13 protein-coding genes and 1 pseudogene are annotated in these 15350 nt (G+C 75.1%); 7 read left to right on the plus strand and 7 right to left on the minus strand.

The features are described 5' to 3' along the window. Positions 1–44 precede the first annotated feature (44 nt). On the minus strand, positions 45–1160 hold the full coding sequence (alc, locus tag AB0E83_RS25715) for an allantoicase (protein WP_362116385.1): 1116 nt from the start codon (positions 1158–1160) through the stop codon (positions 45–47). Positions 1161–1163: 3 nt separating this feature from the next. Next, positions 1164–2501: an allantoinase AllB gene (gene allB / locus AB0E83_RS25720; protein ID WP_362116388.1), complete on the minus strand. Its 1338-nt coding sequence runs from the start codon at positions 2499–2501 to the stop codon at positions 1164–1166. A 326-nt stretch (positions 2502–2827) separates the two neighbouring features. Here allB and AB0E83_RS25725 point away from each other — a divergent pair, with 326 nt between their 5' ends. Beyond that, positions 2828–3634, plus strand: coding sequence for an IclR family transcriptional regulator (locus AB0E83_RS25725; RefSeq protein WP_362116391.1), 807 nt, complete (start codon positions 2828–2830; stop codon positions 3632–3634). Between the two features lie 407 nt (positions 3635–4041). Here AB0E83_RS25725 and AB0E83_RS25730 read toward each other — a convergent pair whose 3' ends face one another. Next, positions 4042–4722: an ABC transporter ATP-binding protein gene (locus AB0E83_RS25730; RefSeq protein ID WP_362116394.1), complete on the minus strand. Its 681-nt coding sequence runs from the start codon at positions 4720–4722 to the stop codon at positions 4042–4044. Beyond that, complete coding sequence (locus AB0E83_RS25735) at positions 4719–5795, minus strand: ABC transporter permease (protein ID WP_362116397.1); 1077 nt, start codon at positions 5793–5795, stop codon at positions 4719–4721. Before AB0E83_RS25735 ends, AB0E83_RS25730 begins: the two co-directional genes overlap by 4 nt. A 112-nt stretch (positions 5796–5907) precedes the next feature. Here AB0E83_RS25735 and AB0E83_RS25740 point away from each other — a divergent pair, with 112 nt between their 5' ends. Continuing rightward, on the plus strand, positions 5908–7095 hold the full coding sequence (locus tag AB0E83_RS25740) for a sensor histidine kinase (RefSeq protein WP_362116400.1): 1188 nt from the start codon (positions 5908–5910) through the stop codon (positions 7093–7095). After that, entirely contained in the window at positions 7092–7727 is a 636-nt protein-coding gene (locus tag AB0E83_RS25745; RefSeq protein WP_362116403.1) for a response regulator transcription factor, read from the plus strand. The genes AB0E83_RS25740 and AB0E83_RS25745 overlap by 4 nt, the downstream gene beginning before the upstream one ends. Before the next feature lie 18 nt (positions 7728–7745). On the opposite strand, the gene AB0E83_RS25750 is transcribed toward AB0E83_RS25745, so the two are convergent. Next, positions 7746–8069 (minus strand): DUF5955 family protein, encoded by a 324-nt coding sequence (locus tag AB0E83_RS25750; protein ID WP_362116406.1) that lies wholly within the window; start codon positions 8067–8069, stop codon positions 7746–7748. A gap of 157 nt (positions 8070–8226) precedes the next feature. On the opposite strand from AB0E83_RS25750, the gene AB0E83_RS25755 reads away from it, so the two are divergent. The 3 genes from AB0E83_RS25755 to AB0E83_RS25765 all read left to right on the plus strand — a co-directional run bounded on the left by AB0E83_RS25755 (position 8227) and on the right by AB0E83_RS25765 (position 12092). Continuing rightward, a complete protein-coding gene (locus tag AB0E83_RS25755; RefSeq protein ID WP_362116409.1) occupies positions 8227–8856 on the plus strand; it encodes a nucleotidyltransferase family protein in 630 nt (209 codons plus the stop codon). A 255-nt stretch (positions 8857–9111) separates the two neighbouring features. Then, positions 9112–10743: a malate synthase A gene (gene aceB / locus AB0E83_RS25760; protein WP_362116412.1), complete on the plus strand. Its 1632-nt coding sequence runs from the start codon at positions 9112–9114 to the stop codon at positions 10741–10743. 203 nt (positions 10744–10946) lie between these two features. Continuing rightward, positions 10947–12092 (plus strand): GDSL-type esterase/lipase family protein, encoded by a 1146-nt coding sequence (locus tag AB0E83_RS25765; protein ID WP_362116415.1) that lies wholly within the window; start codon positions 10947–10949, stop codon positions 12090–12092. Here the strand turns inward: AB0E83_RS25765 and AB0E83_RS25770 are convergent. Next, entirely contained in the window at positions 12079–13899 is a 1821-nt protein-coding gene (locus AB0E83_RS25770) for a hypothetical protein (RefSeq protein WP_362116418.1), read from the minus strand. The two genes, AB0E83_RS25765 and AB0E83_RS25770, sit on opposite strands and share 14 nt — an antisense overlap. A 56-nt stretch (positions 13900–13955) precedes the next feature. Then, positions 13956–14918, minus strand: a complete 963-nt coding sequence (locus AB0E83_RS25775; RefSeq protein WP_362116421.1) for a fibronectin type III domain-containing protein — start codon at positions 14916–14918, stop codon at positions 13956–13958. A 166-nt stretch (positions 14919–15084) separates the two neighbouring features. Here AB0E83_RS25775 and AB0E83_RS25780 point away from each other — a divergent pair. Next, positions 15085–15350 (plus strand): annotated as a pseudogene (locus AB0E83_RS25780) (hypothetical protein); the annotation flags it as partial.

The raw sequence follows: 15350 nt of genomic DNA on the forward strand, positions 1-15350 counted from the left end.
CCGGTCGGTGTCGGCCGGCCGGGCCCCCGAGTCGTACGGGCTCCTCAGCCGCCGAGCTCCTGGTGGCGGGCGGTGAGGCGGGCGGCGCCCGCCTCGGTGAGGGAGCCGAAGAGACGGAGGCGGGAGATGCCGCCGTCCGGGTAGATGTCGATCCGCACCCGGGAGCCGACCGCCGGCGCGTCGAGCACGAAGCGGTGGTTGGTGTCGGGCTGGAGGCGGGTCCGGGGCAGGATCTCGGTCCAGTCGTCGGAGCCCTCGGCGGCGACGGAGAGCGCGGCCCAGCCGGCGCTGTTGCCCTTGAGGTACGCGGTGTCGATCTCGACGGCGCGGATCTCGGACTCGGCGGCGAGGCTGTAGCGGATCCAGTCGTTGCCCTTGTCGCGGCGGCGGCGGGTCTCCCAGCCGTCGTCCATCTTGCGGGAGCGGCCCGGCTGGATGGTGTTGGTGGCCGGCGAGTAGAAGCGGTCGGAGGCGTCCTCGACCTGGCCGCCGTTCTCCAGGGCGGCCAGGTCGAAGGTGCCGAGGACCTCGAGCCACCGCGGGTCGGGGGCGACCTCGCCGTACACGCGGAGGCGGGCGATGCCGCCGTCCGGGTGCTGGTTGACCCGGAGGTGGGTGAAGCGCTGCTCGACGTCGACGGCGAAGCCGTTGGCGGCGTGGCCGCCGACGGCGGTGCGCGGGACGAGGGTCGTCCACTTCACGTCGTCGGCGAGGAGGTCCTCGGGCGAGGGCGAGCCGGGTACGGAGGTGGCCTCGACGGAGACGGCCTGCGGGTAGTTGCCGCGGAAGTGGGCGGTGTCGACGACGATGCCGCGGATCACGCCGGGGGCGCCGAGCCGGACGAGGGCCCAGTCGTGGTCCTCCTCGGTCGGGTGCGGCTCGGCGGCGGAGACGCCGCGCCGGCGGCGGGTCTCCCAGCCGTCCATGATCTTGCCCTTGTGACCGAAGTGCTCGGGGTCGAACTCGGCGGCCTCGGGCTTGAGCAGGTTCTCGCGCTCGGCGAAGAACTCGTCGTTGGCGGCGATGACGCCGGCGCCGAGGCGGCGGTCGGCGAGGTCCGCGTACTGGGTGAAGGGGAACTCGGCCGTGCGGTAGTCGGCGTACGGGTCGCCACCGCCGTACGGGCTGGCGTCGCCGGTGAAGGAGGGTATGCCGGTCACGGGTCAGTTGTTCCTTTCGAGGAGGCGGCCGGAGGGCTCGGTCAGGGTGCCGCCGTCGTTGATCTTGCGGCCGTGGAGCCAGGTGGACTTGACGACGCCCTGGAGGGTCTTGCCCGCGTAGGCGGTGATGCGGTTGCGGTGCTGGAGCTCGGCCGGGTCGACGGTGAAGGCGGCGTCGGGGTCGATCACGGCGAAGTCGGCGTCCTTGCCCTCGGCGATGGCGCCCTTCTTCTCCAGCCCCGCCAGGCGGGCCGGGCCCTCGGACATCCAGCGGACCACGTCCTCCAGCGAGTGGCCGCGGCGGCGGGCCTCGGTCCAGATCGCGGGCAGGCCGAGCTGGAGGGAGGAGATGCCGCCCCAGGCCGAGGCGAAGTCCGGCGTCTTCAGGTCCGCCGTCGAGGGCGAGTGGTCGGAGACGATGCAGTCGATCACCCCGTCCGCCAGTCCCTGCCACAGCGCGTCCTGGTTGGCCGCCTCCCGGATCGGCGGGCAGCACTTGAACTCCGTCGCCCCGTCCGGGATCTCCTCCGCGGTCAGGGTCAGGAAGTGCGGGCACGACTCGACGGTGACCTTCACGCCCTCGGCCCGGGCGGCGGCGATCAGCGGCAGCGCGTCGGAGGAGGACAGGTGCAGCACGTGGACCCGGGCGCCGAGCCGGCGGGCCTGGCCGATGAGGTTGGCGATCGCGGTGTTCTCCGCGTCCCGGGGCCGCGAGGCCAGGAAGTCGGCGTACTGGGCGGAGGACTTCTGCGGGGCGGCGGCCAGGTGGTGGGGGTCCTCGGCGTGCACGATCATCAGCCCGCCGAACCCGGCGATCTCGGCCAGCGACCGGGCCAGCTGCTCCTGGTCCAGCTCCGGGAACTCCTCCACCCCCGACGGCGACAGGAAGCACTTGAAGCCGTAGACGCCCGCCTCGTGCAGGGGCCGCAGGTCCTTGACGTTGTCCGGCAGCGCACCGCCCCAGAAGCCCACGTCCACGTGCGCCTTGGCCCGCGCCACCTCCTGCTTGACCCGCAGGTTCTCCACCGTCGTCGTCGGCGGCAGCGAGTTCAGCGGCATGTCCACGATCGTCGTGATCCCGCCGGCCGCCGCCGCCCGGGTGGCGGTCCAGAAACCCTCCCACTCGGTACGGCCCGGATCGTTCACGTGCACGTGCGAGTCGACCAGACCCGGCAGCACGACGTCGTCGCCGACGTCCTCCAGGACCGCTCCCGCCGGCACCTCGGCCCCGTGGGGCAGGACCGCCGCGATCGTCCCGTCCGAGACGGCGATGGCCGCCGGCCGCGTGCCCTCCGGGGTGACCACCCGAGTCGAACGCAGTACCAGGTTGACGTCCACCATGCCCCTTCCCGTTCCACTTCCGCGAAGCAGAATTTCAACGAACTGTTGAAGGAGTCTGCGGCCGGGACGACGGGCCGTCAAGGGCACACTCGTTCCGGCGACACCGAGGAAAGTCGACTTAGAGGTTTCCACAAAGTGGAATGCGAATTTCGTACAGTAGAAGGTAGCTCCGCACATGCGGGACGGACCCGACCCCCGACGAGCAGCCGCCGACAACGGACAAACACCCCGCTGACCGGCCCGGACGCCGAGCCCCGCACTCCGTGCCCGGCCCGGCGGCCCGGTAGGCTGCTGCCTTGCCCGCCTGCCCCGAAAGGACCGTTGACGTGCCGACGTCCAGCGCCAGCACCACCGACGCCGCCAAGCCCGCCGCGAGCGGTGGCGTCCAGTCCCTTGAGCGCGCCTTCGACCTCCTGGAACGGATGGCCGACGCGGGGGGCGAGGTCGGGCTGAGCGAGCTCTCCGCCAGCAGCGGGCTGCCGCTGCCCACCATCCACCGGCTGATGCGCACGCTGGTCGCCTGCGGCTACGTCCGCCAGCAGCCCAACCGGCGGTACGCGCTCGGCCCCCGCCTCATCCGCCTCGGCGAGTCCGCCTCCCGCCTCCTCGGCACCTGGGCCCGCCCCTACCTGGCGCGGCTCGTCGAGGAGACCGGCGAGACGGCGAACATGGCGCTGCTCGACGGCGACGAGATCGTGTACGTCGCGCAGGTGCCGTCCAAGCACTCCATGCGCATGTTCACCGAGGTCGGCCGCCGGGTGCTGCCGCACTCCACGGGCGTCGGCAAGGCGCTGCTCGCGCACACCCCGGACGACGAGGTGCGCGCCCTGCTCGCCCGCACCGGCATGCCGGCCGCCACGGAGAAGACCATCACCACGGCGGACGGCTTCCTCGCGGCGCTGGCGGCGGTGCGGGAGGCGGGGTACGCCGTCGACGACAACGAGCAGGAGATAGGAGTCCGCTGCCTCGCGGTCTCGGTCCCCGACTCGCCGACCGCGGCGGCCATCTCCATCTCGGGGCCGGCGGGGCGGGTCACGGAGGCGGCCACGGAGAAGATCGTGCCCATCCTCCAGCAGGTGGCCCGCGAACTCTCCACGGCCCTCACCACCACCACCCTCAACGGCCAGACCTGACCCCACGAACCGCGCCCCGTCCCGTGTGGGCATACGTCCCGCGGGGCCGCGCCCCGGCGCCCCGTGCGGGCTGCGCCCGCCGTCCCTGGCTGGGCCGCGCCCGCCGTCCCTGTGGGCAATCGTCCCGCAGGGCTGGGGGTCCCCCCTGGACGAAGTCCTTGGGGGAGGGTGGGCACAGGGACGGCGCCCCCTGCCGGGCCAAGGCTTTCCGGGCCTGGGCCCGCACCCCTTGTGCGGCTCCGTACGGGTGCGGGTTCAGGCCCGGTCGCGGAGGCACCGCTAAGGGTGCCGTTCCGTTGTGCCCACCCGTTCCGCCCCAGCGGAACGATTGCCCACAACGAAACGGCGCGGCGGCATCGCAACCAGCCCCACCGGGCGTGGCCCAACGGAACGGCGCGGCGGGGGCGTCAGGCCGGGGGCGGGGGCGTCAGGTGGCCGTCGTGGACGGTGACCGTCTCGTCGGCGGCGGACAGGTGCGTACGGTCATGGGTGACGAGGACCGTCGCCGTCCCCCGCGCCCGGGTGAGGTCCGACAGGAGCGCGACGACCGCCGCCCCCCGCTCGTGGTCGAGCGCGCTCGTCGGCTCGTCGACCAGGAGGACGGACGGCTCGTTCATCAGCGCCCGCGCGATGTTGACGCGCTGGCGCTGGCCGCCGGAGAGCTGGTGCGGCCGGCGCCCGGCCCGGTCCGCGAGGCCGACCGCGTCGAGCAGCTCCATGGCCCGGCCCCGTACCGCCTTCGGCGGACGGCCCGACAGGTGCGCCATGACCTGGAGCTGTTCGACCGCCGTCAGCGAGGGCAGCAGGTTCGGCTGCTGGAAGACGATCCCGACCGACGTCCGCCGCAGCGCCGCCCGCCCCGCCGCGTCGAGCCCCGCCGTGTCCGTGCCGGCGACGACGACCCGCCCCCGGTCGGGGGTCACCAGGGTCGCGGCGACGGCGAGCAGGCTGGACTTGCCGGAGCCGGAGGGGCCGACGACGGCCGTCAGGCGGCCCGGCGGGACCGTCAGGGAGACCGCGTCGAGGGCCGTGAGCCGCCCCTCGCCGTCCGGGTAGGTCAGGGTCACGGCATCGAGTTCGAGGCTCATCGGACGCTCCCGAGCGCGGTGAGGGGGTCGACGGCGGTGATCCGCCGGATGGACAGCGCGGAGCCGACGGCGCCGAGCGCGATGATCACGGCGGCGGGGCCGAGGAGGGTGAGCGGCGAGAGGACGAAGGGCACGTCGCCGCCGCTGACGAGCGCGCCGATGCCGAGGGCGAGGCCGGTGCCCAGCAGCGTCCCGGCCACGAGCATGAGCACGGCCTGCCCGAGGGCGTCGCGCAGCAGGTACGGCGTGGAGGCGCCGAGCGCCTTGAGGACGGCGACGTCGCCGCTGCGCTGGACGGTCCAGACGGTGAAGAAGGCCCCTATGACCAGCGCGGAGATGACGAAGAGGAAGCCGCGCATCAGCTGGAGGGAGCCGTTCTCGGCCTGGTAGGACCCCAGGGCGGTGAGGGCCGCGTCCACGGTCCGCGCCTCCGTGCCGGCGGCCGCGTCGCCGGCCGCCCAGTCGGCGCCGGCGCCGCGCAGCGCGATCACCGTCGCCTGCTCCCCGGTGGCCGTACCGCCGTGCCCGAGCCGCTGCCAGTCGTCGAGCGAGGTCCAGACGACGGGCGTGTGGCTGTACGAGGCGTCCCCGGCGACCGCCGCGACGGTGACCTCCAGCGGGCCGAGCCGGACCGCGTCCCCGGCGCCCGCGCCCAGCTCCTCGGCCGCCGACTCCGACAGGACGGCCCGCCCGGGGGCCACGGCGCCGGGCGCGAGCCCGTCGCCCGGCTCGGTGCCGAAGGCGGAGACGGCGGCCGTCCGCTCGCCCGCGGCCGCGTTGAGGGTGCGGATGCCGAGCGGCGCCGCCCCGGTCACCCCGGGCCGCTCCGCCCAGGCGTTCCACTGCTCCTCCGTCACCGTGGAGTCGGTGAACGAGACCGACCGCCCGGCCGGCGGGGCGGCGAAGGCGATCCGGTCGGCGGGCAGGCCGGTGATCGCGGAGACGTTCTCCCGCGCGAGCCCGGCCGTCAGCCCGGAAAGGAGCCCCACGAGCAGGGTGATCAGCACGATCACCGTGCCCATGAGGGCGAATCGCCCCTTGGCGGATCTCAGGTCTCTCCATGCCACGAACATGGGGCCGAGCCTGCCGTCCCCGGCCCCCGGCGGGCATCGCGCCACGGATGGCTCCGCGATCAAACTTTTGGTTGAGCCCGGACCGCCGCCGTCCGCCTACGCTGGTGACGTCATGGAACCCCCCTCCGCCCTCCCGCCCGCCCCGCGCCCGCTGACCCCCGCCCTGCCCGCCCTGCGCCTCTGTCTCCACCTCCTCATGGCGGGGCTGCTGGTGCTGGCCGCGGTCCGCGCGCACTCCCCGGCGGGCACGGCGCTCGCCGTCGTGACGGGCGCCGTCTACGCGGCGGGCTCGCCGCTGCCGGCCGTACGGGAGTCGCGGCGGGCCGCGGCGGGCTGGCTGACGGTCCTGGCGCTCGCCTGGCTGGCCCTGCTGGGGGCGACGCCGGAGGCGCTGTGGCTGGCCTTCCCGCTGTACTTCCTCCAGCTGCACCTGCTGCCGGCCCGCTGGTCGCTGCCGGCCGTCGCGCTGACGGCGGGCGCGGCGATCGGCGCGTACGTGGGGCACGGCGCCCCCCTGAACCCGGGGGTCTTCATCGGGCCGCTGCTCGGCGCCGCCGTCGCCGTGGCGACCGTCCTCGGGTACCAGGCGCTGTACCGGGAGAGCGAGCGGCGGCGGCGGATGGTCGAGGAGCTGATCACCACCCGGGCCGAGCTGGCGGCGGCGGAGCGGCACGCGGGGACGCTGGCCGAGCGGGAGCGGCTGGCCCGGGAGATCCACGACACGCTCGCGCAGGGGCTCTCCTCGATCCAGCTGCTGCTGCGGGCGGCCGAGCGGGCGCTGCCGGCCGGTTCCCCGGCGGCGGACCACATCGACCGGGCGCGGCAGGCCGCGCAGGACAACCTGGCGGAGGCGCGGCGGTTCGTGCGGGCGCTGACGCCCCCGGACCTGGAGCACGGTTCGCTGGCGGCGGCGCTCGAACGGCTGTGTGAGCCGGGGGCGGGGCCGCGGATGCGGTTCTCGGCGAGCGGGACGCCGGTGGAGCTGCCGACCCCGTACGAGGTGGCGCTGCTGCGGATCGCGCAGTCGGCGGTGGGGAACACGGTGCGGCACGCGGCGGCGGACCGGGCGGAGATCACGTTGTCGTTCATGGAGGACTCGGTGGCACTGGACGTGGTGGACGACGGGAAGGGCTTCGACCCGGAGGCGGTGCGCCCCTCCGGGGACGGCGGCGGGTTCGGGCTGCCGGCGATGCGCTCGCGGGCCGAGTCGCTGGGCGGCACGTTCACCGTCGAGTCCGCGCCGGGGCAGGGCACGGCCGTCGCGGTCACCCTCCCGCTGCCCGGCGGGGGGCGGGCGTGACGGGGGCGGCGGTCCGGCTGCTGCTCGCCGACGACCACCCGGTGGTGCGGGCCGGGCTGCGCGCGGTGCTGGACACCGAGCCCGGCTTCACCGTGGTCGGCGAGGCGGCGACGGCGGAGCGCGCGGTGGAGCTGGCGGCCGCCGGGGGCGTCGACGTGGTCTTGATGGACCTCCAGTTCGGCGCGGGGATGCACGGCGCGGAGGCGACGGCGGCGATCACGGCGGTGCCGGGCGGGCCGAAGGTGCTGGTCCTGACGACGTACGACACGGACGCGGACATCCTGGCGGCGGTGGAGGCCGGCGCGTCGGGCTATCTGCTGAAGGACGCGCCGCCGGAGGAGCTGGCGGCGGCGGTGCGGACGGCGGCGGCCGGCCAGTCGGCGCTGGCGCCGGCGGTGGCGCACCGGCTGATGGACCGGATGCGGACCCCGGCGGAGGCGCTGACCAAGCGGGAGCTGGAGGTGCTCCGACTGGTCGGGGAGGGCCTGTCGAACCAGCAGATCAGCAAGGTGCTCTTCCTCAGCCAGGCGACGGTGAAGTCCCACCTCGTGCACGTCTTCGCCAAGCTGGGCGTCGACTCGCGGACGGCGGCGGTGGCGGCCGCCCGCGCCCGGCGGCTGATCCGGCTCTGACCGTCCGGCCGGCCCGGTTCAGCGCTGGGCGGGCGGCGGGGGCGGGCCGAAGAGCTCGACCGCGTTGCGGACGGCCGCGAGGCCCCCCGCGAGGGCGCTGACGGAGCCGAGCGAGCCGGCCACCAGGAGCAGGCTGCGGCGCAGCCGCCACACCTCGGGGGCCCCGCTCACCGCCATCGCGTCGAGCGCGGCCAGTTCGTCCTCGGCGATCTCCCGGTCGGCGAACTCCACGCGGTGTCCGGCCAGTTCGCGCCGGAGCCGGGAGACGGCGGACCGCAGTCCGGCCACCCTCGGGTCCACTGTCTCGCCGGTCACTCGCCTCTGCCCCACGCTCCGCAACACGGCCCCCCACTCCGAGACGTCCGTTCCCGATGCCTCCGGGCGGCGGTCGGGCGCCCTGAGTGGGGGTCAGTTAACCCCCCGGCCGCCCGGCGGGGAAGAGCCCGTGCCGCGCATTCATGCGACCGTGTCATTCCGCCTCGTGCGGTATGCAGTCTCCATGACGAAGACAGCCTCCCCCTCCCCTTCCACCCCTCCCCTCGTCGCCGGGCTGCTGCTCGCCGCGGGCGGCGGACGCCGGCTCGGCGGGCGCCCGAAGGCGCTCCTCCCCTACCGGGGCCGGCCGCTGGTCGAGCACGCGGTGCGGGTGCTGCGCGAGGGCGGCTGCGCGGTGGTGCACGTGGTGCTCGGCGCCTCGGCGGAGCTCGTACGGGAGCGGGCGGAGCTGACCGGGTGCGTCCTGGTGGAGAACCCGGGGTGGGCGGACGGGATGGGGTCCTCGCTGCGGGTGGGGCTCGCCTCGCTGGCGGCGGATCCGCGCGGGGTGGACGCGGCGCTGGTGTCGCTGGTGGACCAGCCGGGGATCGGCGCGGCGGCGGTGGCCCGGGTGCGGGGGGCGTACGGGGCGCGGGACGCGCTGGCGGCGGCCTCGTACGACGGGAAGCGGGGGCATCCGGTGCTGTTCGGGGCGGACCGGTGGGCGGGGATCGCGGCGGGCGCGGAGGGCGACCGGGGGGCGCGGGACTACCTGGCGGCGCACCGGGAGGCGGTCGCGCTGGTGGACTGCTCGGACGTGGCCGAGCCCTTCGACATCGACACGGAGGCGGACCTGTACCGGCTGGAGGGGTGAACGGGGCCGGGGGCGGGCACCTGGAGTGAGGGGGCTGGCACCCGGAGCCACGTTCTGTCGACTCGAAGAATCTCGACATCAACAATCCATTGAACTTCCACTATGAGGAAACTAATATCCACTGCGTAGAAGCGCCTGATCCCCTGTGACGGCGCTCGCGGCCGTATCTCGGCACCCGCGGCACTCCGTGCCGTCCGTGACGCCCGGCGGCCGCCAGGCACCGCACGCGTAGTCCGCTGAAGGAAGTGACAGTTCATGTCCGCACCAGCGCCGTCCACCCTGGTCGTCGTCGACGCCGAGCCCCTGCCGCGCCAGGAGAAGGTGCTGACGGAGGCGGCCCTCGCCTTCGTCGCCGAGCTCCACCGCCGCTTCACCCCGCGCCGGGACGAGCTCCTCGCCCGCCGCGCCGAGCGCCGCGCCGAGATCGCCCGCACCTCGACCCTCGACTTCCTGCCGGAGACCGCCGCGATCCGCGCCGACGACTCCTGGAAGGTCGCGCCGGCCCCGGCGGCCCTGAACGACCGCCGCGTCGAGATCACCGGTCCCACCGACCGCAAGATGACGATCAACGCGCTCAACTCGGGCGCCAAGGTGTGGCTCGCGGACTTCGAGGACGCCTCGGCGCCCACCTGGGAGAACGTGGTCCTCGGCCAGGTCAACCTGATCGACGCCTACACCCGGAACATCGACTTCACCGACGCGCGCACCGGCAAGTCGTACGCCCTCAAGCCCGCCGAGGAGCTCGCCACGGTCGTCATGCGCCCGCGCGGCTGGCACCTGGAGGAGCGCCACCTCACCTTCGAGGGCCGCCCGGTCCCCGGCGCGCTGGTCGACTTCGGCCTGTACTTCTTCCACAACGCGCAGCGCCTGATCGACCTCGGCAAGGGCCCGTACTTCTACCTGCCGAAGACCGAGTCGCACCTGGAGGCCCGCCTCTGGAACGACATCTTCGTCTTCGCCCAGGACTACGTCGGCATCCCGCAGGGCACCGTCCGCGCCACGGTCCTCATCGAGACCATCACGGCCGCGTACGAGATGGAGGAGATCCTCTACGAGCTCCGCGACCACGCCGCCGGCCTCAACGCGGGCCGCTGGGACTACCTCTTCTCCATCGTCAAGAACTTCCGTGACGGCGGCGCCAAGTTCGTCCTCCCGGACCGCAACGCGGTCACGATGACGGCCCCGTTCATGCGCGCGTACACCGAACTCCTCGTCCGCACCTGCCACAAGCGCGGCGCGCACGCGATCGGCGGCATGGCCGCCTTCATCCCGTCCCGCAAGGACGCCGAGGTCAACAAGGTCGCCTTCGAGAAGGTCAAGGCCGACAAGGACCGCGAGGCCGGCGACGGCTTCGACGGCTCCTGGGTCGCCCACCCCGACCTGGTCCCGATCGCCATGGCCTCCTTCGACGCCGTCCTCGGCGACAAGCCGAACCAGAAGGACCGGCTGCGCGAGGACGTCTCCGTGGCGCCCGGCGACCTCATCGCCATCGACTCGCTCGACGCCAAGCCCACCTACGAGGGCCTGCGCAACGCCGTCCAGGTCGGCATCCGCTACATCGAGGCGTGGCTGCGCGGCCTCGGCGCCGTCGCCATCTTCAACCTGATGGAGGACGCGGCCACCGCCGAGATCTCCCGCTCCCAGATCTGGCAGTGGATCAACGCGGGCGTGGAGTTCGAGCACGACGGAAAGACCGTGACGGCCACCCCCGAGCTGGCCCGCCAGGTCGCCGCCGAGGAGCTCGCCGCCCTCCGCGCCGAGATCGGCGACGAGGCCTTCGCGGCCGGCAAGTGGCAGCAGGCCCACGACCTCCTCCTCCACGTCTCCCTCGACGCGGACTACGCGGACTTCCTCACCCTCCCCGCGTACGAGCAGCTGGTCGGCTGATCCCGCACCACCCACGACGGGGCCCGTCCCTCCCGGCGAACGCACAGCTCCGGGGAGACGGGCCCTGTTCCGTCACAGAGGACGTGACGGAACCGAGATATGCAGCTACCTAGCGGTAATAAGACGCGGCGTGCGAGATTCCGCCATGCCACCGGCCGGCGGTCGTCCCCCACGTCACTGCGCACCCGCAGGAGAGCACAGCCATGCCCTCGACCCCCCACCGCGCGCTGCGCGCGTTCCTGGCCCTGTGTACCGCCGCCGGACTCGCCTCGCTGACCGCTCCGCCCGCCCAGGCCTCCCCCGGCGGCGGCCCCACCGCCGTCGTCGCCATGGGCGACAGCTACATCTCCGGCGAGGCCGGCCGCTGGCTCGGCAACAGCCTCACGAACTCCGGCGCCCGCGACGGCACCGACCGCGCCTGGACCGGCGGCGGCCACGACCCCGCGCGGGTGTACGGCACCACCGCCGGCGGCTGCCACCGCTCGGACGTCTCCGAGGTCAGGAGCGCCGGACCGATCGCGAGCTCCCTGATCAACCTGGCCTGCTCCGGGGCGACCACGCAGAACGTCTTCCGCGCCTCGCAGGGCGGCCTGCCGTACAAGGGCGAGGCCCCGCAGGCCGACCGGCTGGCCGCCGTCGCCGCCTCCCACGACGTGGAGCTGATCGCCCTGTCGATCGGCGGCAACGACCTCGGCTTCGCCGACATCATCACCGCCTGCGCCACCGACTACATCGTCTGGTACTCCTACTGCCACGACGACCAGCAGGCCGAGGTGGACGCCCGGATCGACGCCGCGATGGCCTCCGTCGGCAAGGCCGTCGACGAGGTCCGGGCCGTGATGACCGGCGCGGGCTACGCGGCCTCCGACTACCGGATCGTGCTCCAGTCCTACCCGTCCCCGCTCCCCCGCGCCGCCGAGAACCGCTACTCCGAGAGCGGCTGGGCCCGGACGAACACCGGCGGCTGCCCCTTCTGGAACAAGGACTCCGACTGGGCGCGGGACTCCCTCGTCCCCCAGCTCGCGAACCGGCTGCGGCAGGTGGCGGTGGCGAAGGGCGCGCAGTTCCTCGACCTGCGGGACGCGCTCCAGGGGCGTGAGGTGTGCGCGAGGGCGAGCCGTCAGGTGACGGCCTCGCTGCCGCCGTCGGGGGCGTCGAGCGAGTGGGCGCGGTGGATCGACAGCCAGTCCACCCAGGGGCTCGTCCAGGAGTCCATGCACCCCAACGCGTACGGTCAGCAGGCGCTCGGACGGTGCCTCGCGCTGATCCACGCCGTGCCGTCGGGCCACCGCGCCTGCCGGAACACGGCGGGCGCGGGCCCGTCGGGGATGTACCTCACGGCAGGCTGATGCCGAGCGGGCCGAGGACGCGTGCGGCGCCGTGCCGGTCGGCCTCGGCCATCGCCCGGACCAGGGCGGCCGAGCCGCCCGGCCACTCGGCGGCGGCCGCGTCGAAGGCGGCCCGGCGCGACTCCAGCGGGCCCTTCTTGGCGGGCAGCCGGTCCAGGACGTGCAGGGCGCGGGCCGCGACCGGCACCTGGATCGCGTCGGCCTCCTCGCCGCGCGCCCGGAGCGCGTGCAGGGCGTAGGCGCCGACGACCGGGGAGCGCAGCGCCCCGCGCAGGGCGCCGGGCGGGGCGGCGGCCGTGTCGAGGAGCTCGAACAGGCCGCGTACGGAGGCGCCTTCGGCGACGTGGGCGTGCACCGTGCCGAACGCGTCGAGCAGCTCCGACCAGGCGTCGGAGGTGTCCCGGCGGGCGTGCAGCCAGTCGGCGAGCGCCCGGGCGGCGGCCGCCCGCGGCCACTGCCCGGCGGCGGCGACCAGCTCCCGGGCCGGCCAGGCGGCGGCCTCGGCGGCGGTGGGCGCGGCGACCCGGCGCACCCGCAGGAGGTAGCGGACGGTGGCGGCGCCGCGCGGGGTCAGCCCGAAGGCGTCGCCGGCGCGGAAGACGAGGCCGGTGGCGGCGAGCCGGTCGACGACGGCGGCGAGTTCGCCGGCCGGGCCCTCCAGGCGGGCCCGGTCGTCCTCGCCGAGGCCGGTGGAACCGGTGAGCCGGACGAGTTCGGGCACGGGAGGGGTGACGTACGCGCCGGCCGCGCCCTCCGGCACGGGGACGGGCACGTCCTCCAGGGCCGGGTCGACGGTCCAGTCCTCGTACTCGGCGGCCCGGCGGGCGACCGAGTCGGCGGCGCAGCCCCGCTGGTAGAGCGCGTACAGCAGGTGCGGTGCCTCGCCGCCGTACGGCTCGTACTCCTCCTCGGCCAGTTCCTCGACGGCGGCGAGCAGCGTGTCGGCGTCCCGCTCGACGTCCTGCCGGCCGTTCCCCCCGGGGGTCCGCCCGTCGCTCCCGGCGGGCGGCGGGACGGGGACGCCGGTGTCGCCGAGGTAGTCCATGTGCTCGTCGAGGAGGGCGTCGGCGAGGACGAGGTGGGGGAAGTCGTCGGGGCCGGGCGCGAAGTGGGCGTAGGCGCCGGCGAGCTGCTCGGCGAGCCCGGCGGCGGTCCAGCGGTCGAGGAGGGCGGCGGTGACCCGCCCGATGCCGGCGGCGACGGCGTGGTCGGTGAGGAGCGGTCCGACGACGGGCGGCCGCTCGGCGTCCCGTACGTAGGCGCGGGCGACGGCCTCGGCGAGGACGGTGTCGGCGAGCGCGGTCCGTCCCATCAGGTCGGCCCGCAGCACCCCGTCGGGCAGCGGCGCCCCGTCGAGGGCCGCGATCCGCCGCCGTACGTCCTCGGCGTCGGCGAGGTCGGCGCCGACGGTCCGCAGCAGCGAGGCGTACCAGCGGTGCCAGGTGAGGTTGCCGGGGTCGGCCATGGCCCGCTCGAAGTCCCCGGCGCTCTCGTCGACGACGGCCGCGACCCGCTCGCGCAGCCCGCCGTCGAAGCAGCCGGCGAGCGCCCCGAGGACGGCCGGGTAGGCGGCGAGCTCCCCCGGCGGCACGTACACGAACGCCGGCAGGTCCTCCACGAGCAGCCGGCGCACCAGCTCCGGCCCCGGTTCCGGCAGTCCGCTCGCCCGGTCCGCGCCGCGCAGCGCGAGCAGCCCGAGGACGACCTCGGCGGCCCGCAGGAACGCGGGGTCGCGCGTCTCCGCCCCGCCGTCGAGGCGCTCGACGAACCTGTCCAGCCCGGTATTGGTGAGAACGGTCTCGGCCACGGTTCCAGGGTAGGTCGGGGGCGGCGGGAACGGCCTGAGGGACACCCCCGGCGGGGTCAGCGGACGATGACGGTCCGGGGGGCGGAGAAGTCGCCCCAGGTGCCGTCGGGGAGGCGGGCGCGGAGGGTGAGGGTGAGGGTGGTGCCGGGTTCCGCCTGGGCCGGGAAGGTGTAGGTCGCGCGGCCGGGGGGCGGGGTGGTGCCCCAGGCGATGGTGGTGGCGAAGCGGCCGTCGATGTGGAGTTCGTGGTGGGTGACGGGGGCTCCGGTGTCGGGCGGGGTCCAGGTGAGGGTGATCTCGCCGCGGTCGGAGGCGGCGGCGAGGGCGAGCGGGGAGGTGTTGGGGGGCGCGCCGGGGGCGGGGGCGGTGGTGAGGTCGGCGGGGGCGCTGTCCGGGGAGGAGTTCTCGGCGGCGTCGCGGGCGCGGAGGGTGAAGGAGTAGGCGGTGCCGGGGCGCAGGCCGGTGAGGCGGGCGGTGGTGGCGGTGCCGGGGGCGGTGTGGACGCGGACGCCGCCCTGGTGGACGTCGTAGGCGGTGACGCGGGTGTCGTCGCGGGAGGCGGTCCAGGTGAGGAGGGCGGCGCCGGGGCCTTCGGGGGTGACGCGCAGGGCGCGGGGGGCGGTGGGGGGTTCGCGGTCCTCGGCGGTGGCGCGCGGCGTGGTGGCGGGGACGGCGGGGGTGGCGGGCGAGAGGTTGCCGGCGGCGTCGCGGGCGCGGACGGCGAAGGCGTGGCGGGTGCCGGGGGCGAGGCCGGTGACGTCGGCCATGAGGGTGGTGGCGGGGAGTTCCCTGACCGGGCGGCCGTCCTGGAGGACCTGGTAGCCGGTGACGGCCCGGTCGTCGGTGGCGGCCTCCCACATGACGTGGACGGTGGTGGCGCTGCCGGCGGTGGCGGTGAGGCCGGTGGGGGCGGCGGGCGGGGCGGTGTCCCTCGGTTCCGCGGCCCCGGCGCCGGAGCAGGCGGTGAGGGCGAGGAGCGTTCCAGTGATCAACAGGCGTGCGGCGAGCGGGTGTTGCACGGCCGGCCTCCGTCCGTCTCCGTCCGTCGGAAAGGTCTGGACCTATATCGCACGGGCGGGCGGCGGCCGCAAGGGGGCGGTCGCGGGGACGTGGTCACGGGGGCGTTGTCAGTGGGGTGCGCTTCACTGGTTCCATCACTCTCCGTAGTCGATTCTTGGGGGGATCATGACGGACCGTTGTCTGTACGTGTCGTCGGACGGGGTGCGGCGGCGCGGCTGGAGCGACGCGATGGTGCGGGAGCTGCTGGGGCTGCCGGACGTGCGGGGGCGCGATCCGCGCCGGTGCGCGCCGGTGCGGCTGTACCTGCTGGCGCGGGTGGAGGCGGTGGAGCGGACGCCGGAGTTCGCGGCGGCGTCCGCGGCCCTCGCGGGGGCGTGGCGGAGCGCCGCCGTCGGGGTGCTCGCCGGGCGGCGGCGGGCCGCCGTGCTCGC

Source organism: Streptomyces sp. NPDC035033, assembly GCF_040636735.1.
Classification (GTDB): domain Bacteria; phylum Actinomycetota; class Actinomycetes; order Streptomycetales; family Streptomycetaceae; genus Streptomyces.